The 22,255-nt window shown below is 49.4% G+C and carries 20 protein-coding genes; 12 read left to right on the top strand and 8 right to left on the bottom strand.

Going from position 1 to position 22,255, the window contains the following annotated elements; genetic code table 11:
* Nucleotide 1: 1 nt before the first annotated feature.
* The 6 genes from IOQ59_RS16160 to IOQ59_RS16135 all read left to right on the top strand — a co-directional run bounded on the left by IOQ59_RS16160 (nucleotide 2) and on the right by IOQ59_RS16135 (nucleotide 3,400).
* Nucleotides 2-202 (top strand): YnbE family lipoprotein, encoded by a 201-nt coding sequence (locus tag IOQ59_RS16160; protein WP_193954491.1) that lies wholly within the window; start codon nucleotides 2-4, stop codon nucleotides 200-202.
* A gap of 18 nt (nucleotides 203-220) precedes the next feature.
* Complete coding sequence (locus IOQ59_RS16155) at nucleotides 221-562, top strand: YdbL family probable chaperone protein (protein ID WP_193954490.1); 342 nt, start codon at nucleotides 221-223, stop codon at nucleotides 560-562.
* A 93-nt stretch (nucleotides 563-655) separates the two neighbouring features.
* Nucleotides 656-1,210, top strand: coding sequence for a hypothetical protein (locus IOQ59_RS16150; protein WP_193954489.1), 555 nt, complete (start codon nucleotides 656-658; stop codon nucleotides 1,208-1,210).
* Nucleotides 1,211-1,309: 99 nt separating this feature from the next.
* A complete protein-coding gene (locus IOQ59_RS16145) occupies nucleotides 1,310-1,792 on the top strand; it encodes a hypothetical protein (protein ID WP_193954488.1) in 483 nt (160 codons plus the stop codon).
* The gene (locus tag IOQ59_RS16140; RefSeq protein ID WP_193954530.1) at nucleotides 1,771-2,766 is read left to right on the top strand and encodes a DUF4153 domain-containing protein; all 996 of its coding nucleotides are present in this window, start codon (nucleotides 1,771-1,773) and stop codon (nucleotides 2,764-2,766) included. Before IOQ59_RS16145 ends, IOQ59_RS16140 begins: the two co-directional genes overlap by 22 nt.
* 22 nt (nucleotides 2,767-2,788) lie before the next feature.
* A complete protein-coding gene (locus IOQ59_RS16135) occupies nucleotides 2,789-3,400 on the top strand; it encodes a DNA-3-methyladenine glycosylase family protein (RefSeq protein ID WP_193954487.1) in 612 nt (203 codons plus the stop codon).
* Between the two features lie 40 nt (nucleotides 3,401-3,440).
* Here IOQ59_RS16135 and IOQ59_RS16130 read toward each other — a convergent pair whose 3' ends face one another.
* From IOQ59_RS16130 to IOQ59_RS16120, 3 genes are read right to left on the bottom strand one after another with little or no spacing between them, the layout of a single operon-like run.
* Nucleotides 3,441-4,145, bottom strand: a complete 705-nt coding sequence (locus tag IOQ59_RS16130; protein ID WP_193954486.1) for a response regulator transcription factor — start codon at nucleotides 4,143-4,145, stop codon at nucleotides 3,441-3,443.
* A complete protein-coding gene (locus IOQ59_RS16125; RefSeq protein ID WP_193954485.1) occupies nucleotides 4,142-5,977 on the bottom strand; it encodes a sensor histidine kinase in 1,836 nt (611 codons plus the stop codon). The genes IOQ59_RS16130 and IOQ59_RS16125 overlap by 4 nt, the downstream gene beginning before the upstream one ends.
* A 29-nt stretch (nucleotides 5,978-6,006) precedes the next feature.
* Nucleotides 6,007-7,341, bottom strand: coding sequence for a vWA domain-containing protein (locus IOQ59_RS16120; protein WP_193954484.1), 1,335 nt, complete (start codon nucleotides 7,339-7,341; stop codon nucleotides 6,007-6,009).
* A 231-nt stretch (nucleotides 7,342-7,572) separates the two neighbouring features.
* Between IOQ59_RS16120 and IOQ59_RS16115 the strand changes: the two genes are divergently transcribed.
* Nucleotides 7,573-7,890, top strand: coding sequence for a YebG family protein (locus tag IOQ59_RS16115; protein WP_193954483.1), 318 nt, complete (start codon nucleotides 7,573-7,575; stop codon nucleotides 7,888-7,890).
* 245 nt (nucleotides 7,891-8,135) lie between these two features.
* On the opposite strand, the gene IOQ59_RS16110 is transcribed toward IOQ59_RS16115, so the two are convergent.
* Complete coding sequence (locus tag IOQ59_RS16110; protein ID WP_193954482.1) at nucleotides 8,136-8,909, bottom strand: DUF4197 domain-containing protein; 774 nt, start codon at nucleotides 8,907-8,909, stop codon at nucleotides 8,136-8,138.
* Nucleotides 8,910-9,249: 340 nt separating this feature from the next.
* Here IOQ59_RS16110 and IOQ59_RS16105 point away from each other — a divergent pair, with 340 nt between their 5' ends.
* Entirely contained in the window at nucleotides 9,250-9,393 is a 144-nt protein-coding gene (locus IOQ59_RS16105; protein ID WP_193954481.1) for a hypothetical protein, read from the top strand.
* A 79-nt stretch (nucleotides 9,394-9,472) separates the two neighbouring features.
* Here the strand turns inward: IOQ59_RS16105 and IOQ59_RS16100 are convergent, their stop codons facing one another.
* Together IOQ59_RS16100 and IOQ59_RS16095 are read right to left on the bottom strand one after the other, a co-directional pair.
* Complete coding sequence (locus IOQ59_RS16100) at nucleotides 9,473-10,129, bottom strand: peroxiredoxin (RefSeq protein ID WP_193954480.1); 657 nt, start codon at nucleotides 10,127-10,129, stop codon at nucleotides 9,473-9,475.
* Between the two features lie 307 nt (nucleotides 10,130-10,436).
* Complete coding sequence (locus IOQ59_RS16095) at nucleotides 10,437-11,033, bottom strand: pyridoxamine 5'-phosphate oxidase family protein (protein WP_193954479.1); 597 nt, start codon at nucleotides 11,031-11,033, stop codon at nucleotides 10,437-10,439.
* Nucleotides 11,034-11,136: 103 nt separating this feature from the next.
* Between IOQ59_RS16095 and pdxR the strand changes: the two genes are divergently transcribed.
* The 3 genes from pdxR (at nucleotide 11,137) to IOQ59_RS16080 (ending at nucleotide 16,981) form a co-directional block, all read left to right on the top strand.
* Entirely contained in the window at nucleotides 11,137-12,609 is a 1,473-nt protein-coding gene (gene pdxR, locus IOQ59_RS16090; RefSeq protein ID WP_228050959.1) for a MocR-like pyridoxine biosynthesis transcription factor PdxR, read from the top strand.
* Between the two features lie 131 nt (nucleotides 12,610-12,740).
* A complete protein-coding gene (locus IOQ59_RS16085; protein ID WP_193954477.1) occupies nucleotides 12,741-13,730 on the top strand; it encodes an ABC transporter substrate-binding protein in 990 nt (329 codons plus the stop codon).
* 11 nt (nucleotides 13,731-13,741) lie between these two features.
* The gene (locus IOQ59_RS16080) at nucleotides 13,742-16,981 is read left to right on the top strand and encodes a GGDEF domain-containing phosphodiesterase (protein WP_193954476.1); all 3,240 of its coding nucleotides are present in this window, start codon (nucleotides 13,742-13,744) and stop codon (nucleotides 16,979-16,981) included.
* 36 nt (nucleotides 16,982-17,017) lie between these two features.
* On the opposite strand, the gene IOQ59_RS16075 is transcribed toward IOQ59_RS16080, so the two are convergent.
* Nucleotides 17,018-17,509, bottom strand: a complete 492-nt coding sequence (locus IOQ59_RS16075; protein WP_193954475.1) for a GNAT family N-acetyltransferase — start codon at nucleotides 17,507-17,509, stop codon at nucleotides 17,018-17,020.
* Between the two features lie 103 nt (nucleotides 17,510-17,612).
* Entirely contained in the window at nucleotides 17,613-21,323 is a 3,711-nt protein-coding gene (metH, locus tag IOQ59_RS16070; protein WP_193954474.1) for a methionine synthase, read from the bottom strand.
* Between the two features lie 461 nt (nucleotides 21,324-21,784).
* Here metH and panD point away from each other — a divergent pair, with 461 nt between their 5' ends.
* Nucleotides 21,785-22,219 (top strand): aspartate 1-decarboxylase, encoded by a 435-nt coding sequence (gene panD, locus IOQ59_RS16065; RefSeq protein ID WP_193954473.1) that lies wholly within the window; start codon nucleotides 21,785-21,787, stop codon nucleotides 22,217-22,219.
* Nucleotides 22,220-22,255 lie beyond the last annotated feature (36 nt).

Below are 22,255 nucleotides of genomic sequence, written 5' to 3'. Positions count from 1 at the left end.
GATGAAACTGACAGCAAGCATGCCGCCGATACTGGTTCTCGTGGCAGCGATGGGCGTAACGGCCTGTTCTCCAAGAGTGGAGGTGGCGGTTCCAAGTGAGCCCATTACGATTAATCTCAATGTGAAAATAGAACATGAGATTCTCGTAAAAGTGGATAAAGAGATTGATTCGCTGCTGAATGAGCAAAGCGATATCTTTTAAGGAGCTAGAGGTATTTCTATGTATCGTCGTATACAACAGGTTTTGACAGCGATTACGCTGGCGTTAACACTGGTTGCCTCGCAGGCGTGGGCTATTTCTAAAGATGACGCTAAGGCGCAGGGGCTGATAGGCGAGCGCGCCAACGGATACATTGGCATTGTTGTCTCTAAGCCTTCGGCGGATCTGTCCCGCTTAGTGTCCGATATCAATCAGAAACGTAAAGCGGCCTACCAGAAAAGTGCGGCAAGTGCGGGTGTCGAACGTAAAGTGTTTGAATTGCGGATGGGGCAGCGTTTGCAAGATCGTACACCACAAGGCCAGTACATTCAGTTAAAAAACGGCAATTGGAAACGTAAGTAACTGGATTAACACCGCGCCTGAAACGTCAGCGTTTTGAATCGTTGTTCACGGTTAGTGCAACAGCCAGCAGTTAGAGTTCGGAGGAAGTCAGGGATGTATATACGTTCACGAATTTTGGAACTTCTGACTGCCGCCCGAATGGTTGCGGTTTTCATATCATTGATATCTTCATCCTGGGTGTTCGCGCAATCCGAATTTTCGCCGGACACCCTTTACCAGTTTAATTACCAGGTCGCGAATACCTCCTCTTTAAACTCTCCCGTTGACGCACGTCTACGCGTGCGTATCTACGCTTATGATCATAGGCTGGCGGACGTGTCCGCGGTTGTACTCAAAGACGCGTATGTTAATCGCTTGCAAAGTGATACCGAGTACCACGTGGCCTTTACGGGTGAGGACTTGGAGCAAGCGTTGCAGCAATATCATGGTTCAGATCGCATTTTGAGTGATCACGATGCGGGTGTTTACCTGATATGGACGGTAGATATAAACGGCGATGGTCAGATTTGCGAAGGTGATTTGCAACTCGACTACAACAAAATGCCAGACCTGTTCTACGGAATTCGGCCTCGATCAGCAGGGCTGGATGAAAAGGTCACTGTTTATCTCGCTCCTGTGCAGGGTGGTGCATGTCAGTCGCTTGAATAATCAATACGCTCAGTTTTAGTGTGAGTATTATCTTCACTAAATGTTGGGCGCTGTGCTAACGTGAAGTTCAATCAATTGAGACTGATGTCGGGCTGAATCATGGATAGAGATGATAAAACACTCGAAAGTGGCCTGATTGATCTACCTGTTAGTGAACATGATTCCAAATGGGTCCGAGCCTGTAGCCAATGTGATGGTCAAATGATCGTGACAGCCAAAGAGGCCGAACAGTATGAAGGCCCGGGCCGTGAACACGGGTTACGTTTTACCTGCCAACGCTGTGATCGCAGCGTTTCAATCGCAAGTTCACTTACCATTTTTACCAACTTAGCCAGTGCCCTGATGGTTCTTTGCGGGGGGATCTATGCGTTCAGTAATGGGCTAGGCGGCTTTATCATCTACGCGGCGACTGAATCCATTCTTTGGTTTTTTGGTTCCTTGTTTTTAACGTTATTTGTATTGGCGTTTGCGGTGGGTGGCTATTTACTTCTCACTAGTGGTATAGAGAAGATCAGTGTCCGCAAGAAACATCCTTTGGTAGCCGGGCCCTCCGATAACGCATCACTTTTGGCTGGCCATTAAGGCAGCAGGGTGGGCTTTTCGTACGATTATTTCAGCGTTATTTTTTCCCCGCACTGATCATTCCCGTTGTGGTACAAGCTTTAGCGTTGTACCAGCGTGTAGATCAATACGGCGTCACTGAGTCGCGTTATTTCGTAGCCGTGTCGGTGATTTGGCTCGGTGGCCTTGCCGTGGCGTATGCGCTGTTTAAGCCTGCACTCAAAAACTTGTTTCTATCGCTGGCGTTACTGCTGATTGTTGCGTCAGTCGGACCGTTGAGTGCAACGAACCTATCGGTCAATAGCCAGATTGGGCGTTTGGAGATGCTGCTCCAACAGTATGGCATGCTGGAGGATGGCGAATTAGTTCAGGCGCCAGATACTCTGAGGTTTGAGCATCAGAAAAGTATAAGTTCAATTCTCCGCTATCTGCGCAAACGAGGCAGGTTGGACGAAATTAATACATGGTTACCCGAATCTGAGCGCGAAAACCCTGCACGCGTACAGACGTTTGCCGAGACGATGGGAATTGAGCTGATCAGTGAGTACGAGACTCAGGGAATAGGGGGTGACAGAGTGTTTAGCCTGACTAGTTCAGATGCAAACAGGGTGCGGGATATCACTGGATTTCAGCAGATCACACCACGGGTTACTCTGTATTGTGGTGATACGCGGTGTGTTGAGAAAAATCCATGGACCCATACGTTTGCGGCAACAGCACCGTTATCAGCCCGTTATCAAAACGAACTTCTTAGTTTTGAATTGCCCGCTATTAAAACGGTTTCGTTTGATTTACTGGCGTTCGTTGCAGCCGAAGTGATCCGTAACCCGAGCCACTCGAAACGTGAGCTTGTTCTAGAGCAGCAAGGAGAGGACTGGCGGGTACGGGTGGTGATTGATCGAATGAGTGTGAGGGAGGAGGATTCAAGCCCTACCGGTGCTCGTTTTACGCTGATCAATATGACGTTTCAGGCTATGCTGGTGTATCCGCACTGATATCAGCCGTTGAGATCTTGAGATGGATGACAAGCAGATTCTGAAAGGCATGACTGCATTGGCCAATATTGATGCAGATGTTGCGAAAGCGTTCGAGCTGTTGGGGCCGCCTGCGGCGCGGGTGCGTCCGACCGGTTTCGGTGCATTTTTATCGATTATTATTGGACAGCAAGTTTCAACAGAAGCCGCTAATGCAATTCGAGGCAGGGTAGAATCGACCTTACCGGAACTCTCTGCTCAAGGGGTGCTTGCGGTTGAGGACCAGACGCTGCGTGATGCTGGCATGTCGTTCCGTAAAATTGAGTACGCAAAGGGGTTGGCTGAGGCACAATTGGCCGGCAGGTTTGACGCGGAAGGTCTGGTGAACTTGAGTGACGCGGAAGCAATCGAATCGATTACTTCATTGCGGGGATTTGGCCGCTGGAGTGCTGAGATCTATTTGATGTTCTCGTTACATCGGCAGGACATTTTCCCGGCAGATGATCTGGCGATCTTGATCGCCTTGGGGCGGTTGAAAGGTCTGGAACAAAAACCAACGCCGAAACAGGCCCGCGATCTGGTTGCGCATTGGGCGCCCTGGCGCAGTGTCGGTTCGCTGTTCCTTTGGCATTACTATCGTGGTGCGCCAACCTGAGGCTGAGGATTGACGCGTATTCAGTTAGCTATGTGTTGAGTTATCCGTCGTAACGGTATCCCAGTCCGTGTACTGTCCGCACAATCTGCGGATGACGCGGGTCCACTTCAATGCTCTTGCGCAACTTGGAGATATGCTGGTCCAGCGTACGGCTGCTCGGCATATAATCACGTCCCCAGCAGTGATTAAAAATCGTATCCCGATCTACAACTTTGCCTTGCTCAGTGTGCAGCAACTGAAGAATTTTCAGATCCCGCAGGCTTAGTTCAATCACGGTGTTATTACGCTGTGCGCGTAGCTCATCGGGAAATACGTGCAGGTCTGCCATTTCAAATGAACGGGCATCGTTGTTTGGAGCGTTGTTTGGATGGGTGTTTTGATTGGCGAGCGCCCGCCGGGTCACCGCACGAATTCGAGCGATCACTTCACGTGTACCAAACGGTTTTTTGATGTAGTCATCTGCCCCGAGCTCCAGACCTACGACCTGATCGATCTCTTCCGATTTTGCGGTGATGAAAATCACTGGCACCAATACGTCATCCTGTCGAATCTGTCGACATACACTGTAACCGTCCTGTTTTGGCATCATGATATCCAGCAAGATCAAGTCAGGCTTAATAGCGTGATATTGCTCCAATGCGACTTCGCCGTCTTCCGCTTCGGTACAGTGATAGCCTTCAGCTTCGAGCAGGTCTTTCAGGCCCAGACGAATATTCATATCGTCTTCGGCGATCAGGACATTCATTGTGTGTCTCCAGGTGCGTGGGTTGAGGCAGACGAGTCAATGTTCAGTGAAATCAGAAAACTTGCGCCTGTGGTGCTGGTTTCGAGAATCAGGTCACCTCCATGACTGCGCGCAAGTTCACGGGCTAAACCCAATCCAATCCCCGTACCGGTTACACCATCAGTCAATTGATTGCTGCAGCGATAGAAGGGCGAAAATACCTGGCTGTGATCCGCCTTGCTAATGCCGGGACCCTTGTCACTTAATCGGATGCGGATGAAATGCCCATCCATCCAGCTGGTGATGGTTATCTCGCCGCTATTGGAGGCGTATTTTTCACAATTGCTGAGTAAGTTGTTAAGAATTTGCTCCAACGCGCCACAGTCAAAGTTCACGTGCGGATCGTCTTGTGTGTCGTAGCGAACAGACAAGCCACGCTGAGAGAGGGCCGGTATAAAATTCTCAATGACAGTATTGATACACTCTGAAAGTAAACCGGGTGTTGGGTTGATTTTATAAGTGCCACGCCCAACGCGAGAAAAGCTCAGCACGTTATCAATCAGGCGGGATAGGCGGAGGCTTTCGTTGCTGATAACGCTGATGTAACGCTGCGCCCGGTCCGATTCGGGCTCGTCCGGCAGGTTATGTTCCAGCATCTCGGCATACATGCGCACGTTCGTTAGTGGTGTTTTCAGTTCGTGGGAGACCTGATTAACGAAATTCACCCGCTGCTGCGCCATGCGCATATCACGTTGATGCTCGCGATAGACCAACCAAGCGATCAGCGACAGGCCCAACAGCGTTGTTACCATGACCAGACTGATACCCATCCAGCTATCGCTGTTAGCAGTGATTTTTGGTGCAACATATTCCAAGCGCCAGCTACCGAGTGGATGACTCAGAGGCAATATTTTCTGGGGTTTGGCTATGGCATCACGGATGGCTTCATCCAGGTGTCCCCACGCGTATATCTGTTCACCACGGCTGTTGATCAAGCGAATCTCTGCGTTGCGTAACGGATCGTTACCCAACTCAGTCTGCTGGCTCGCGGGCAGTGCCGCGATCAAATCGGATGTGAGGCGCGCGCTGTTGAGAGCGAAGCCAATAACCACGCCTTGTGCGCTTCGACGCCAGTAGATGTGTTGTAGCTCGGTATCGGCATACCATGCTATCCAGCCGGACGTGGTTATCGGGTCTTCAGGTGCAATAGCAGGGGCTCTATCGTGTGCCGCTAATTCGGTTTCAGCAATAAACATATCTGATGCGACTTTATCGCTGGCAACACCTCCATCATAAACGACGGAGCGACTGGAGCGTGCTGTAATTTCGAGTGGTTGTTGCCGTTTCTGGGCGGGAATCGGTTCACTTCGTAAATACTGTGCGGGTGCGTTTTGAGTGGCGCTGATCACAGGTTCAACATGAATATCCTCAGGTGTATCTGCAAAAAGAGCAGGGTTATTGAGCAGGTCTGCTGTCTTACGCAGGAAACGCTGTTCGCTCTGCGTGAGGTCAGCGGAGGGTGATGGGTATTCGCGTTCACCTGAGGGGTTTAGCACAAAAATATGCGAGATCTGCGGACTGCGTGCAATAAGTGTATTAAGCGTTGATGTACGGTAAACACTGCTGTTGTCTTGAATAAGTGTGTCGAGTTCTGCATCCAGTGCGGTTTGCAGGCGAGAGAAGTGATCGATTAGTTGTTGGTCAACATCGGAGAGCTGGGATTCAATCAGTGAACCAAGTTGCAGTGTTACCAGCTGTTGCTGGTTGTGTTGCAGGCGAACACCGAACCATGCCAGCAGTAAAACAGGCACGATAATCAGGCAAGCTAGCAGGATCGGTGTTTTGGTTTTCAAAATAATCTCTGTCCCTGATGGTGGTTAGATCAGTAGCTCTGTTGTGTGGCGCGCTTGTACTGACGTTCTTTCAGCTCTTTACGTTTTTTGTTCCAGTCCTGATCGTTTTCTAACTCTTCAGCATCCTGTAGCGCTTCGGCTTTCTGTTCAAGCAGTTTAGGTGATGACAGACTCTGGCCTAGCGTATCAAGATAGGTCGCGCTGCTCTTAAGGACAGATCGTGCACCTTCTATATCCCCCTGATCACGTAGCTGGATCGCTTTGCGGCTCTCCTCATTTGCGACCTGTTCTGCAGCCGCTTCGTAGGTTTTGACGTCTACCGCTTCCTGAATCTGTTTGTCTGATTGGCTGAAGCTTGCGAGAACCCGGTTTTTCAAGGATTGAGCTTGCTGGCTATACAGGTTGGTGTAGCTTACATCGACCTCGGCAACCTCCAGATCATTAGTTACGCCACGCGCAGGGACCTCAACTTCCAAAATGATAAATTTTTCCTGTTCACTATAGAGCTGATTCATGCGCGTTGTGATGCGATTTCCTCGTATCTCCGCCTCTCGACCCAGAATGCGCAGGGGCTTGATGCCGTTTTTGCAGTGAATGTTGATATTCACGCCCTGCGCGACAACAGACAGCACATCACCAAACTCGTATTGAAAAACTTGTGCCAGATCTTCTGCATTTTCAACAAAAGCATGGTTACCGTCGCTGAACCCCGCAAGCTGAGTCATCAGGTCTTCGTTGTAACCCAGACCCAGGCCAATCGTTGTGACACTCATGCCTTCTTTGGCCAGAGACAACCCTAGTTTTCCGAGTTCATTCGCACTGCTGGGGCCCACGTTCGCTAAACCGTCAGAAAGCAGAATGACGCGATTGACTTTGTTGTGGTCAAGAAACTTGCGCAGTTCTTGTGCGCCTTTGCTTACACCGGCAAACAGGGCGGTGTTGCCGTTTGCGCGAATATTACGAATGGCGTTAGCGATCTGATGTTTATCGCTGACCTTGGTCGCCGGCACCACGACCTGAACACGGGAGTCGTAACTCACCACTGACACTATGTCCTGTGCGTTCAATCGCTTGATAGCCATGATGGCAGCTTTCCTCGCCTGTTGAATCTTATCGCCATTCATCGAGCCTGACTTGTCGAGCACAATGGCGATGTTGGCAGGGATACGCTCTTCGTGTTGTTCCTGCTTAAAGCCTTCCAACGATATTTTGATAAAGGTTTTGTGAGTTTCGTCTGCCGCCATGACCGGTGTTGCCAGGTTGGTCGTCAGCGTAATCTCACGTGCCTGTGCGGTAGAAAGACTCAGGACAATAGCCACAAGTGGCAGTAGAAGCGTGCTGAGTGAGACAAATCGAATATTCATAACCGGTGTCCTTGTGGAGTTGATGTCATCACTTTATGTCAGCGGCCCGATGGAAAAGTCAGATAAAGCTTCGAACTTTGTAAAAGATTTGTAAATAGATCATAGCCTTGTGAAACCTGTAATGGGTGTGGCGGAGAGTCGAAGTTGATCGCCAATTGCACAAATTAAAAAATACTGTATATTTAGCCAGTATTCGTGTTTTGATCCTTTCAAAAAGTCAGGAGGCGCCAGATGGCCATTGAAATTGTATACCGCGTGATCGACAGGAACGGCAAGGTAGTAGGAGAGTACATGGATTCTAAGCTGGCAAACATCATCGATAAGCGTACCGATGTTATGTATGAGATGGCGGACAAACTCATCGCCACGGGCCTGAGTGAAGCACAGGCGGATACTGCTGCGGAGATGATCCTGAACAGTCGCACCGATTTTATGGAGCTGCTAAAAAGTGTAAAGGATATTCCAACACCGAAAGTGGTTTCTTCGGAGCAAAAGAAAACTAAAGCGGCAAAACAAACTGAGGCACTGGATCACGCTGCGGAAGGGTAACGTTGATGGCAGGGCCGAAAAAGCCGGGGTTATTCATCTGTAATGGAACCCTGGTTTTTTAAAGTATAAATTTATACCGTTATCTTATGGGGTAGTATTGATCCTTTGAGAGGTTTCTGCGGATAGCGTTGTTAAACAGAAAGCGGGGGGCGGAACACGAAAATCGGCGGAGCTGGAGATACATGACCGCTCTATTGCCAATCTATGTCGACAGAAGAGCGGTCAAACGTTCAAATGTGCAGCGTTTACTGAAACACTTTCTTCAGCAGATCAGTGGTGCGGGCAGCAGGATTCTCTCGAATCTTTTTCTCTTCTTCCGCGAGTACCGTGAACAATCCATCCAGCGCTTTTTCAGTTACGTGGTCTTCTAAGTTGATATTAAGGTTGTTGCCAACATAGGGCAGTTGTTTAGCTTCTTCAGCGACCGCGCCATAGTAGCGAGTTACACCCACTTCGCCCATTGATTCAGCAATACTGGGTTTAAATAGCTCAGTCAGGCGGGCGGAGGTTTTCTCGCGAAAGTACTCGGTTGCTGCGCTATCAGAACCTTCATAGATACGCTTGGCATCTTCGATCGTCATCTCTTTCAGTGCACCAACGATAAGCTCCGTCGCATGTGGCGCTGCTTTTTCAGCCGCGCGGTTCATGCTCTGTTCGAACTGCTCAACCTGTTTTTCCATACCCATGCGGTTTAGAAGTGATGCTGCTTTGTCCAGCGGTGCAGGCATCGGCACGCGGATATTCGCATTGTTGAGGTAACCGCCATCCTGACTGATGCTATCAATTGCGCGACGACTTCCGACCTCCAGTGCTTCTTTTAGGCCTTGGATTAGGGTGTCGGTATCCAGATTAGTGGGTAGTACACTGCTTGAATCGCCGCCGCTCAGACTGCTATCCAGCACTTCTTTACTGGTTTCTTCCAGGCCTTTGACGAAATCCCCAAAACCTGCGGTGGCAGTGTGAGCAAACGGCAAGCTCAGTGCCGTTGCGAGAGGTAACCAGATTAGTGCTTTTTTCATAGTAACTCCTTGTTGCCGGAATTCAGGCCATAAGACACATTGTATTAAATAGCAGCTTAGCTTTATTTTGCTTTATCGGTGCTGAATGCCATCGTCCGTGTGAATTGTGTTAGATCGTGTGATTTTACACAGAGGCTGATTCGAAAAGTAGCAGGGCAAGGCATTGAATGGGGCGTTCTAGTGTAGAAAATCTAACTGTACCGAAAGAGAACAGAGCGAGAATTTGTGCGTGAAATTACTACTTTAGAACGAACTTGGTACCTTGTTCAGAACAAATGTATGCGGCAATAGTCTTAGAACATACATCGTGACCACACCCTGTGGTCTTCAGGAGTTCACTATGAAGTCGTTATTCTTAGCCGTTGTGGCAGTACTCGGAATGAGTGCAGGTCTGGCGTTTGCTGATCAGGGAATGGATGAAGATAAATATCGCGATACGTTTAGTCACAATATCGAGCACATTTATAACCCTTCTACACGTTAAGCTGTAATGCAGCCCAGGAAGCTGAATGACTCCCTGGGCTGTCTTGATAGGATCGCTAGCCACTATGTTTCAAAGGCATCTATTTAGGTTGTGGCACAATCCGGAGGTAAGGTTTAGGTGCTTTCCAGCCATCCGGGAACCGTTCCTTGGCTTCATCATTAGATACAGCAGGCACGATAATCACGTCTTCTCCCTGTTTCCAATTCACAGGTGTTGCCACTTTATGCGTTGCGGTTAACTGACAGGAATCCAATAAGCGCAGTACTTCATCAAAATTTCGTCCGGTACTCATTGGATAGGTGAGGGTCGCTTTTATCTTTTTGTCCGGACCGATCATAAACACCGAGCGAATCGTTGCATTATCGACAGCAGTCCGTGGTTGGCTGCCACTGGCGTTTGGGTGGATCATATCGTAGAGCTTAGCAATGACCAGATCCGGATCGCCGATCAAGGGGTAGTTTACGGCGTGTCCCTGAGTTTCTGCGATATCACTGAGCCATGCATTGTGGTCACTGACCGGATCAATGCTCAACCCTATGGTTTTGCAGTTACGCTTTTCAAATTCAGGCTTCAGCTTCGCCATATACCCCAGCTCCGTTGTACATACAGGTGTGAAGTCTTTGGGGTGTGAGAAGAGGATTGCCCAGCTATCTCCTATCCATTCGTGAAAATTGATGCGTCCTTCGGTTGTTTCAGTGGTAAAGTCAGGCGCATCGTCGCCTATTCGGAGTGACATAACTCACCTCCATTATTAGTTGATTCTGCCGTCACTTGGAGGGTGTTGTTCTGACACCCGCAAAGGACGGGCAGGTTATTCGGCCAGAAAGCGACGCCATACAGATAGACACAAGGCACTGGATTAGTTTTGTCGTAGTCGTCTGCTTTCTAGGGTAGATGACTGAATCAGGCATCTATCACTATAGGTCAGTTCCCCACAGTGATGATAATTGCGTGTTGGCGGAGCAGTGCAACTCGCGGCGGATATTGCACTGTATTCATGTGGTCGCAGGCCGAAACAATGCGACTTCGACGCTGGGATAGGGCTAGTCGGGTTGGAGATCACCGATATGGGTTGATACGGGCTTTATACCACTCCACGTTGGATAGTCAGCATCTTCCGCATCATCAATGGGTCCACCGGTACGGATTTTTGCGGATACCTCTTCAATAGGAAAGCTGATGACCACCGTCGCCTTCATTTCAGTATCGTTCGGTTTACGGGCTTCTTCTGACCGCCCTCTACTGAATTTCTCAAGCATCTGGTCCAGCGCAAACCGCTTATGTTCAGACTCTTCCACGACATCGCCTTTTCCATAAAGCATCACGGACCGAAAGTTGGCCGAGTGATGAAATGCCGATTTGGCAAATACCAATCCATCCAGCAGCGTTACCGTAATGCAGGTCGTTTCACCTCGGATGATTGACTGAAATAGTCCATTTTTGATGGAACCGTGAATATATAAGCGGTCACCAATACGCCAGTGAAAATTGGGCTGAACGGCCGCAGTACCATGCATGGTGGCCCCCAGATGGCAGACATATGCTTCATCTAGAATCGAGTAGATTGTTTCACGGTTATAACACGCTTTCTTGGGGCCTCGTCTTACGCGTGTTCTGTCTGTGATGTCGATGGGCTTCACTGCGTTCCTTCTCCTATGTCATGTTCAAGCTTGCGATGGGTCTAGATTAAAGGCTAAATTGGGGCCTGAAGAGATCCATTATCAGAAAGTTCACAGGCCCACTTTGAGCGATATTCAGTTTCCCACGGCATTGTTCTTACCATTCCATGAAGGTGATTCAGCATTGCCGCAATACGCACGCCTGTTTCGTGCGTTTCAGCAAGCAATCATTGCGGGTCATCTACATCCCGGTACCAAGCTTCCGGCGAGTCGTCCGTTATGCGCAGAGTTGGGTATTTCACGCAATACCGTCAAAGCGGCCTACGAAATGCTGCACTCGGAAGGGTATGTAGAAACCCGACAAGGAGCGGGCAGTTTTGTGGCGACGGACCTACCGGAACTCAGAGGATCGAATCAGCTTGATTCAAAAGGGACGATGCCACAGGCAAGCCCCAAGCTATCAGCATTAGCGAGCCAGCTGACAGACGTCAGACCGCCCAACCAAACGCCCCAGGGAGCCTTGTTGTTGCCTGCACAGCCGTGTATTGCGAGCTTCCCGTGGCATCAGTGGCAACGTGCCGTTGCGCGTGCGGGCAGGCAAATGAAACACCAGCAGAATTCAGTCATGGGTAACCTCTTATTACGAGAGCAAATCGCCAGTTACCTGCGCGTGGTCCGGGGTGTGAAGTGCAATGCAGAGCAGATCATGGTCTGTTCTGGGTCTCAGCAAGCGATGTTTCTGGCATTACGTTTGCTGGTGGATCAGGGAGAGACTGTATTGACGGAAGATCCTTGTTACCAGGGGGTGGATGGGGCGGTGTTAGCTGCCGGTGCCGTAAAAATTCCCGTACCCGTCGATGAACAAGGTATCCGTTTGGAGGATGGCTTAGCACAAGCTCCTGATGCGCGTGTTGTCATGGTGACTCCATCACGTAACCATCCTCTTGGTTATACGCTTAGCCTTGAGCGGAGGCTACAGCTGCTGCAATGGGCACAGCAGAGCGGTAGCTGGCTTATTGAGGATGACTACGACAGCGAATTTCGATTTGACCATCCTCCTCTGACCTCGTTGCAAGGGTTGGGAGGTGAAGATGTTGTGATCTATACCGGCACCTTCAGCCGTATCCTGCATCCTGGTATCCGCTTGGGATACATGGTTGTACCTCAGCCTTTGCTTGAGATGGCTAAGCGCGCAAAAACGTATATGGAAGGTGGAAACTCTATCCTGCCGCAGTTGGCATTGGCGGAGTTTATGGCTAATGGTCAGTTTGCCAGCCATGTCCGACGCATGCGCAAGCTCTATCAGCAGCGGCGTAATTACCTCCATACACTGGTAAAGGATAAGTTCGGCGACTATTTTGAGTTGATAGAAAGCGATGGCGGTATGCATTCGGTCTATCTTATTCCGCAACATTGGAGTGATAGCGATATAAGGAATCGTTGCGAGGAGCAAGGGTTAGGCATTCGAGACTTGTCTCGCTATTTTATCGCCCAAGCGCCAATAAAGGGGCTGATTTTGGGGTTTGCGGGATATAGCGAAGAACAGATTCTAACGGCGGTCAACAGGCTTAAAAAGATCATTGATGCATATGCGTAACGAATTAAACCACGTTACGTTGGAGCCACATTAATTCTTTTGGCATATAGAGAACGTTCATGGTTGTTGAACTGATATTAACTATGTAGTGTTTCCCTAATAGCCTGTCAGAATGCAGTATGGAGGGGAAAATGAAGCGCTATCTGTCATCAGCTTTAATGGGTGCGGTACTTGCCTGCTCGGTTCAGGCCGCTGAAGAGGACCCATATGACGTGCTTGTTGTCATGAGTTACGAAGAGCAAAACCCTTGGTGCAAAGAGATCAAAGCGGGTATTGAATCTGCTTTGGGCGAACATGCTGCAGCAACATATTTCTATATGGATACGAAGGTCGATCCGAAGAACGGTCCTGCGAAAGCAAAGCAGGCTTACAGCACCTATCAAAATTTGCAGCCGGACGGCGTTATTGCCGTTGATGATAATGCTCAATCGATGTTTATTGTTCCGTCTTTAAAGGACAAAGTCAGTACGCCAATTATGTTTGCTGGTGTTAATTCCAACGCTGATAAATATGGCTATCCAAACAGTCATATCTCCGGGATATTGGAGCGGGCTCACGTTCACGAATCACTCGCATTCGCCAAGCAATTAATGCCGAAGATACAAAATGCGTGTTTTTTAACAAACGATGTGCCTTCCGGAAGGGCGCTGCAAACCCAAGTGATGGCGGAACGGAAGGCTTATCCGGTTAACGTACATGATTTCTATCTCATTAAATCCACGACTGAATTAAACAGTGTGAGTGATGAGATGGGGCAAGCGTGTGATGCCCTATTCGTTGACAGCCTTGAGGGTATTGTTGATGAGAATAACGAGCCGCTCTCCAATAACGAAATATTGAAGCGGTTGGATGCGTCCTACGATGGAGCTCTGCTCGGCGGTAATCGATACCAGGTAGAGCAGGGGGCTTGGGCCGCGGTTGTGAAAACAGGTCAGGAGCAGGGTGAAACCTCGGCCGAGATGCTACTGGCAGCCATGCGCGGAAAGGATCTCGCAGAGATTCCAGTTGTTCAAAACACCAGAGGTGAGCGGGTTGTGAACGTCACTGCGCTTGATGAGCACCAAATCTCATTGAAACCTTTGGTGCTACGTGGGGCGACACTCGTCCGGCAGCAACCCTAAGCGGGTTAGTGATGACGCGTCTATTTCCAAGCATTGCCAGCAAGCTTATATTGCTGGCCGTGCTGATTATCTTCTCTTTTACGGCGATCACATCGGTTACCGGAGTTAGCTTTTATCGAGTTGAAGCCCTGTTAACCCAGGTTGTAAACGATGAAGTGTCCGGTGTCATCTCCAACGCCCAGCTTGGGCGTAAAGTCTCTTCTCTTCTATCCGATATCGACAGCCTAAGTCGCCAGTGCAGTAGCTCAAATTTAAACATGAGTGAAATCAGCACGGTGAATAGCAATCTTAGTGAGCTGGCCAATCATCTGACTAATCCCGTATTAATGGATTCGTATTCAGAATTTCGTATGTCCGCGGATACCCTGCTGAAACAATGCGTACTCCAGAACCGGGAGCTTCAAGCGTTACGCGATATTGAACAACTCACCGAACGCAATTTGACACGTTTAGAACATTTCATTGGCGAAACACTGATTCAACAAACCCTAACTGGGAAGACGACTGAGCATCTGGATCAATTGATGGTGTTGGTTGCGGGTCTTAGGGAGAGTTTATTGTCGCTGAGTAAACAGATGGCTGAACAGATTCTGTTTGATATTGCGCAAAGTCCGAAAGTAAACGTTGTCTCCCAAGTAGATGATATGGCACTGCGTCTGCAAACACTAACCGCCTCAACAGATGATATCGCGGTTGTGAGTGAAACGCTTAATGCAAACATAGTTGCATATAGAAACCGATTGCTCAGTTATATAACAACGCACGGACAGCTGAATGACGCAGTCTCGGCGTTACATGATGCCGAACAAGCGGTGCTCAGCGATATGGGGCGTTTGGATGCTGATACTTTCCGGCGCAGTGCATTGGTGCGCTCTGATATAGAGAACATTATTCAAAGCACGCGTGCGCAGCTGGTGGGATTATCCCTCGGTATTGCGTTGGTGACACTTGTGCTGGTCATCCGCCTAAATCGGCGCAGCATTCAGAAACCGCTTGATGATGTGTTACAACTCATTCAGGCGATTAAGGAAGGGCGCAGTGACACGTCCGGCCCCATTCGTTCAGATGAATGGGGCATCATCCAAGCGCAGCTGTTAGAGATGTCTGATGAGCTTCAGAGCTCGTACAAGGAAGTCGTTACCGGTCGTGAGCGCCTTGAAATAGCGATGATGGGGGCGAATGATGGCCTCTGGGATTGGAATCTGGAGTCTGACGAGGTGTACTACTCTCCCCGTTGGAAGTCGATGCTTGGATATGCTGATCACGAACTTGAAAGCAAACTTGATACATGGGCGCGTCTGGTCGATCAGGACCAAGTAGACATGATTTTAATGAAGGTAGAGGAATATCTTGCAGCGCCCAGTGATTCTGCCTTCAGAGTTGAATTTCGCATGCGGCATAAAGAAGGGTACTGGGTTGAGATTCTTTCGCGTGCGCAGTTAGCAAGAGACGCAGAGGGGCGGGAATCTTCCCCGCGACGTTTGGTAGGAACACACGTTGATATTACCGCGCGTAAACTTGCTGAGGATGTGTTGAAGCAAAGCGAACTGGAGCAACGCAGTTTGATTGCCGCATTACCGGATATCATCATGAGATTTGATATCAAAGGGCGACACCTGTTTATCTCTGAAAATATTAATGTGGTAACCGTACTGGAAGCTGAGCAATATATCGGCAAAACGCATCGGGAACTGGGATTTAACGAGGGGCTTTGCAAGGAATTTGAAGCTTCGATTGCGCATACGTTTTCTAAAGCTGAGCCGTATGAGACAGAAGTTCAAATGCGAGGGCCGGCGGGTGAGAAAGTCTTCAATCTTAAGCTTACTCCCGATATGTCAGAGGATGGGGAGGTCCGCACTGTACTTGCGGTAGCACGCGACATCACTCTGCTGAAGAAACATCAGCAGCAGTTAGAGCATATCGCACATTATGATGTGCTAACGGGGCTACCGAATCGTATATTGCTCGCAGACCGTCTCCAGCAGGCGATGATGCAGAGTCTGCGGCGTGGTACCAAGTTAGGCATCGTTTATATCGATCTGGATGGTTTTAAAGAGGTTAATGATACCTATGGGCACGATGTGGGAGATCGTCTTCTGCAAACGGTATCAAGTCGGATGCAAACGGCATTGAGGGACGGTGATACGCTGGCGCGGCTGGGTGGCGACGAGTTCGTTGCGGTGATTGGAGACCTGCAAACACATCAGAGTTGTGAGGAAATATTGCAGCGCATCTTGCATGAAGTTGGCAGGGATGTACGGGGAGAACAGTATGTGACCCGGGTTGGCGCAAGCTTAGGTGTTACGTTCTATCCGCAAGATGAAGATATTGATGCTGATCAGCTTCTGCGTCAGGCTGATCAGGCTATGTACCAAGTGAAGCTGTCAGGAAAGAATCACTTCCATATATTTGATATGGCACAAGACCGCGCTTTACGCGGCAGCCATGAGATCATCGAGCGAATCAGAACCGGGCTGAGCAGAGACGAATTTGAACTCTACTACCAGCCGAAAGTGAACATGAAAACGGGTGCTGTTGTAGGTGTCGAGGCGCTCATTCGATGGAATCATCCGGAATTAGGTTTAATGTGCCCCGATGATTTTCTCCCCGCCATCGGCGATCATCCATTGGGTATTGAGCTGGGGCATTGGGTGATCTGTCGTGCATTGGAACAGGTGGCTAATTGGCAGGATGAGGGGCTGTTTTTGCCTGTCAGCGTGAATGTCAGTGCCGCGTTGCTACAACATTCCGACTTTGTTCGTTCGCTGAAAGTTGCGTTGGATGCGTGGCCGCAAGTGTCACCCCAACAGCTTGAGCTCGAGATTCTGGAAACCGCTGCGCTAGACGATATTCTTCATACCTCAATGACCCTCAATAGCTGTCTTGATCTGGGTGTCAGTGTCGCCATTGATGATTTCGGTACAGGTTACTCGTCTCTGACTTATCTGAAGTCGTTGCCGGTGTCGACATTAAAGATCGACCAGAGTTTTGTCCTGGGATTGATCGATAACCCAGATGATCTGGCCATTCTGGAAGGTATTATGGGGCTCGCGAAGGCGTTTCAATTAAAGGTTATTGCCGAAGGTGTGGAAAGTATCGATCATGGCCGCTTCCTGATGGATATCGGGTGTGAGCTGGCGCAAGGTTATGTTATTTCGCAGCCGCTACCTGCTGGTCAGTTGCCGCAATGGGTACATCATTGGTGTTCCCCATTTCGTGGGCGTTCGAACCTTTACGAAACTGAAAGTTGATCGATCATTGCGGAATGAGCGATCAACGTCTTGAAATCAGAGGTGACGCGACATTTCGTGCCATCTCAATCCACCGTGGTCTGAGGTCGAGGGGCCTAAATCCTGATAACCAAACTTCTCATACATAGGGATCAGTTCTGTCTGGCAAATCAGGTAGATCTCAGATTTACTCATTACTTTCATTCGAGCAATAAAATCATCCATCAGTTTTGCTGCCATTCCCTGTCCCTGATAATCGGGATGTATCACCACTGACATGATGACAATCTGCTTTCCTGCTGGGTCGTGACCAATCAGTTCTTTGAACTCTTCATCAGACAGTTCAACCTGATGGGTCGCCCCTGCGTTGATAAAACCCACGATTTCCCGCTCATTTTCCAGAACGATAAACCCTTCAGGGTAGGTGATGATTCGTTTGAGAATCTTTTCTTTGCTCGCGGCTTCGTCTCCGGCATAGGACACGGTTTCTATTTCGAAACAGCGTTCCAAATCGCTTTCCTGAACGGGACGAATACTCAAAGTGGACATTGAATTTTACCTGCCGAATAGTGTGGAGACAGTCGTAGATGGTGCCGAAAAAAGGGTCGATGAATTGCTCCACCGACCCTTGCTAACGTGCACTGTTTAAGCGTTAGCCTTCTTCTGGCTCATAACCCAGGTTAGGTGCTAGCCAGCGTTCAGCCTGTGTCATTTCCATGCCTGTACGTTCTGCGTAGTTTTCAACCTGATCTTCACTGATCTTGGCCACGCCGAAGTACTGAGATTTTGGATGGCTAAAGTACCAGCCGCTGACCGAAGCGGTAGGCAGCATTGCATAAGCGTCAGTCAGGGTGATACCTGTGTTCGCTTCAGCATCCAGCAACTCCCACAGTAAGCCTTTCTCGGTGTGCTCTGGGCATGCCGGGTAACCCGGTGCTGGACGAATACCCTGGTATTTTTCTTTGATCAGGTCTTCGTTTTCTAACGCTTCATCTGCTGCATATCCCCAGATTTCGCGACGAACTTTTGCATGCATCATTTCAGCGAAGGCTTCGGCAAAACGGTCTGCCAGTGCCTTAACCATGATGGAGTTGTAATCATCGTGGTCGGCTTCGTACTGTGCGACCAGCTCGTCACAGCCGTGACCCGCAGTCACCGCAAATGCACCGAAGTAATCTTGTTTTCCGCTGTCTTTCGGTGCAATGAAGTCGGTCAGACACATATTGGCTTTGCCCTCAACTTTCTCCATCTGCTGACGCAGATGGTGCAGGGTGGTCAGAACCTCAGTACGGCTTTCATCGGTATAGAGTTCAATGTCATCGTCATTAACGCTATTGGCCGGGAACACACCAACAACTGCACGTGCGGTCAGTAGCTTTTCGTCCACCAACTTTTTCAGCATGTCCTGTGCATCTTTAAAGAGCTTGGTCGCTTCTTCGCCGATGATTTCGTCTTTCAGAATGCGCGGGTAACGACCGGCCAGTTCCCATGTATGGAAAAATGGGGACCAGTCGATGTACGGCAGCAGCTCATCGAGCGCGACGTTATCAAAAACCTGAAGCCCAAGTTGAGCCGGAACCGGCGGTGTGTACTCATCCCAGTCAATCTGGAATTTGTTCTCACGAGCGGCTTCTAGTGTGACACGACGTTTATCATTTGCACGCGCGGCGTGACGTTCGCGGACAGCCTGATATTCCTCTTGTATCTCTTTGACATAATTAGGTTTTTTGTCTTTAGAGAGCAGAGAGGAAGCAACGTTTACTGCGCGGGATGCGTTGGTAACATGCACCACTTGGTCACGATGGAAAACCGGATCGATCTTCACGGCGGTATGCGCTTTCGATGTGGTTGCGCCGCCGATCATCAATGGAATGTTAAATTCCTGACGTTCCATTTCGCGCGCCATGTGGACCATTTCGTCCAGTGATGGAGTGATCAAACCGGACAAGCCAATGATGTCGGCGTTCTCTTCACGGGCGGTACGCAGGATGGTTTCTGCCGGTACCATGACGCCCAGATCGACGATCTCGTAGTTGTTGCACTGCAGGACAACGCCAACGATGTTTTTACCGATATCGTGAACGTCACCTTTAACGGTCGCCATGATGATCTTGCCGTTAGAGCTGGAAGCGCTACCGGCTTTCTCTTCCTCGATAAATGGCATCAGGTAGGCAACCGCTTTTTTCATTACACGCGCGGATTTTACAACCTGAGGCAGGAACATCTTACCGGCACCGAACAAGTCGCCGACAATGCTCATGCCGTCCATCAGCGGCCCTTCGATCACTTCCAGTGGGCGAGGGTAGTGCTGGCGACACTCTTCAGTGTCTTCGTCGATAAACTCAGTAATGCCCTTAACCAGCGCATGACTCAGACGTTTGTTGACGTCCCAGCTGCGCCATTCAGCCGCTTGAGGATCTTCTTGTGCTGAGCCATCACCACGGTATTTTTCAGCAACTTCAAGCAAACGTTCGGTGCCATCGTCACGACGGTTAAGTACAACGTCTTCAACCAACTCACGTAGCTCGGCAGGCAGATCATCATAGATAGCCAGCTGGCCCGCGTTAACGATACCCATGTCCATACCTTGTTGGATGGCATGGTAAAGGAAGACACAGTGGATCGCTTCACGTACCGGATTGTTACCACGGAAAGAGAAGGATACGTTGGATACACCGCCGGATACTTTTGCATGTGGCAGGTTTTTCTTGATCCAACCTGTGGCTTCGATGAAGTCGACCGCATAGTTATTGTGTTCATCGATGCCCGTTGCAACGGCAAAAATGTTCGGGTCGAAGATAATGTCTTCTGGTGGGAAGCCAACCTTATCGACCAGCACGCGGTAGGAGCGTTCACAGATTTCGATCTTTCGCTCGTAAGTATCAGCCTGTCCGGTTTCGTCGAAGGCCATAACAACCATCGCTGCACCGTAGCGGCGAATCTTGCGAGCTTGTTCGATGAAGTTCTCTTCACCTTCTTTAAGGCTGATGGAGTTGACCACGCCTTTACCTTGGATGCATTGCAGACCGGCTTCGAGTACATCCCATTTGGATGAATCGATCATAATCGGTACGCAGGCAATGTCAGGCTCACCCGCGATCAGGTTGAGGAAGCGCACCATGGCTGCGTGGGCATCCAGCATGCCTTCATCCATGTTGATATCGATGACCTGAGCGCCATTCTCTACCTGTTGGCGGGCAACATTAAGGGCAGTTTCGTAATCGTTTTCTTTGATCAGCCGCTTGAACATCGCTGAACCGGTGACATTGGTTCGCTCACCCACGTTTACGAACAGCGTGTCGTCACCGATATGCATCGGTTCAAGGCCGGATAAACGGCAGGCAACAGGAAGATCAGGGATCTCGCGAGGTGGATGCTGATGTGCAGCTTCACGCATGGCCCGAATGTGATCGGGCGTGGTGCCACAGCAACCACCGATAATGTTCAGGAAGCCTGATTCTGCCCATTCGCTAATCTCTTTACCCATCTGCGCCGGTGTTTCATCGTAACCACCAAAGGCGTTAGGCAGACCGGCGTTCGGGTGAGCGGAGACATGGGTGTCCGCGATACGGGATAGTTCCTGCACATACTGACGTAGCTCATCCGGTCCCAGCGCACAGTTCAAACCAATGGAGATCGGTTTAGCGTGACGGACTGAGTTCCAGAACGCTTCGGTTGTCTGGCCGGACAACGTGCGGCCAGAAGCATCTGTAATCGTACCTGAGATCATGACCGGCAGACGCAGGCCGTTTTCTTCGAAATAGGTCTCCACAGCGTAGATACAGGCTTTTGCGTTTAGCGTATCGAAGATTGTCTCGATCAGGATGATGTCTGCACCACCCTCAATCAATCCATCCAGAGATTCGGTATAGGCTTCAGCCAGCTCATTAAAGGTAACATTGCGGTACGCGGGATCATTCACATCCGGCGAAATAGAGCAGGTTCGGTTTGTCGGGCCTAATACACCGGCAACGTAACGCGGTCTGTCCGGTGTCTGTGCAGTGACTTCATCCGCGACCTGGCGAGCCAGTCGTGCCGCTTCCACATTGATCTCGCGACTGTACGACTCCATCTCATAGTCGGCCATCGCAATGGTGGTCGCATTAAAGGTATTGGTTTCGATAATGTCAGCACCGGCGTCGAGATAAGCGCGGTGGATATCAGCGATGATCTTTGGCTGTGTGAGTACCAGCAGATCGTTATTGCCTTTGACCTCAATGTGCCAGTCAGCAAAACGCTCGCCGCGGTAATCCTCTTCCTCCAGTTTATAGTCCTGAATCATGGTGCCCATACCACCATCCAAAATTAGGATGCGGTCTTTCAGAGCAGCGCTCAACTGTGCGGTTTTATCTACTTGTGCCACGGCTTTCTATCCGGTGTTAAATCGAAACGCAGTATTTTAAATCAATTAGTTGCAAGATGCTTTGAGTCTAATTCAACTTTTATTGAATGAGTTTAATGTTAGTCGTTATCTGCTGGTGAAATTTTCACCAATGCGACATAAGAATTCTAAGGATTACCCTTATTTTTTTAAAATTTGGTGGTAGAATTGGCGACCGCGTGTACGTGTGAAAAATCACTGTCCAAATTGACTAGTTCATTTTGGCTTTGTTTTTAGTACCATGCGCACCGCCATCCACATATTTGGAATTTATGCTGGGTGAGGCGAGCAGTGCACAGTGTGCACTGAACTCTATAAAGGTATCGGGACTTTTATAGAGCAGGGCTTCTCATTAACGGATCTACGGATCTGTTGGGGAAGCAATATTGGGGGGAACCCGGAGCCAGATCCGGGGCAGGAAAGCAAACGCAGGTTTTAGGTTTATGCTGCAGACATTCTTGAAGGCCAAATTGCATCGCGTAACTGTTACGCACGCAGAGCTACATTACGAAGGTTCTTGCGCAATCGACAGTGTACTGCTCGAGCGTTCAGGCATCAGAGAATATGAACAGATTCATATCTACGATATCAATAACGGTGAGCGCTTCTCTACTTATGCCATCGCTGCTGAAGCAAACAGTGGCATCATCTCTGTTAACGGAGCTGCGGCGCATAAGGCAAGCAAAGGTGATCTGCTGATCATCTGCTCATACGTACAACTGGATGAACAGGAAGCAGATAACTTCCAGCCAACCCTCTGTTACTTCGAAAATGCGAAGGCAGATGGTGGTATCGGTGCAAGTGATGAAGAACTTCATCAGCGCAATGTGCTGACCGGTGTGAAAGAAGCTATTCCGGTACAGCCAAAAGATATCTGATCGTAAAGAATTTTAACAAAGCCGCCTTAGGGCGGC

Source organism: Pontibacterium sinense (genome assembly GCF_015209595.1).
Lineage (GTDB): Bacteria > Pseudomonadota > Gammaproteobacteria > Pseudomonadales > Balneatricaceae > Pontibacterium > Pontibacterium sinense.
The sequence above is the reverse complement of the archived record's forward strand: the minus strand, read 5'-3'. Positions and strand labels throughout refer to the sequence as shown.

Bases quoted from the DNA above. Each gene is read 5' to 3' on its own strand.
- IOQ59_RS16085 (WP_193954477.1), top strand. From the start codon at position 12,741: ATGAAGCGCTATCTGTCATCAGCTTTAATGGGTGCGGTACTTGCCTGC.
- IOQ59_RS16145 (WP_193954488.1), top strand. From the start codon at position 1,310: ATGGATAGAGATGATAAAACACTCGAAAGTGGCCTGATTGATCTACCT.
- IOQ59_RS16075 (WP_193954475.1), bottom strand. From the start codon at position 17,509: ATGTCCACTTTGAGTATTCGTCCCGTTCAGGAAAGCGATTTGGAACGC.
- IOQ59_RS16150 (WP_193954489.1), top strand. From the start codon at position 656: ATGTATATACGTTCACGAATTTTGGAACTTCTGACTGCCGCCCGAATG.
- IOQ59_RS16080 (WP_193954476.1), top strand. From the start codon at position 13,742: ATGACGCGTCTATTTCCAAGCATTGCCAGCAAGCTTATATTGCTGGCC.
- IOQ59_RS16155 (WP_193954490.1), top strand. From the start codon at position 221: ATGTATCGTCGTATACAACAGGTTTTGACAGCGATTACGCTGGCGTTA.
- IOQ59_RS16160 (WP_193954491.1), top strand. From the start codon at position 2: ATGAAACTGACAGCAAGCATGCCGCCGATACTGGTTCTCGTGGCAGCG.
- IOQ59_RS16115 (WP_193954483.1), top strand. From the start codon at position 7,573: ATGGCCATTGAAATTGTATACCGCGTGATCGACAGGAACGGCAAGGTA.
- IOQ59_RS16130 (WP_193954486.1), bottom strand. From the start codon at position 4,145: ATGAATGTCCTGATCGCCGAAGACGATATGAATATTCGTCTGGGCCTG.
- IOQ59_RS16100 (WP_193954480.1), bottom strand. From the start codon at position 10,129: ATGTCACTCCGAATAGGCGACGATGCGCCTGACTTTACCACTGAAACA.
- IOQ59_RS16110 (WP_193954482.1), bottom strand. From the start codon at position 8,909: ATGAAAAAAGCACTAATCTGGTTACCTCTCGCAACGGCACTGAGCTTG.
- panD (WP_193954473.1), top strand. From the start codon at position 21,785: ATGCTGCAGACATTCTTGAAGGCCAAATTGCATCGCGTAACTGTTACG.
- IOQ59_RS16135 (WP_193954487.1), top strand. From the start codon at position 2,789: ATGGATGACAAGCAGATTCTGAAAGGCATGACTGCATTGGCCAATATT.
- IOQ59_RS16105 (WP_193954481.1), top strand. From the start codon at position 9,250: ATGAAGTCGTTATTCTTAGCCGTTGTGGCAGTACTCGGAATGAGTGCA.
- IOQ59_RS16120 (WP_193954484.1), bottom strand. From the start codon at position 7,341: ATGAATATTCGATTTGTCTCACTCAGCACGCTTCTACTGCCACTTGTG.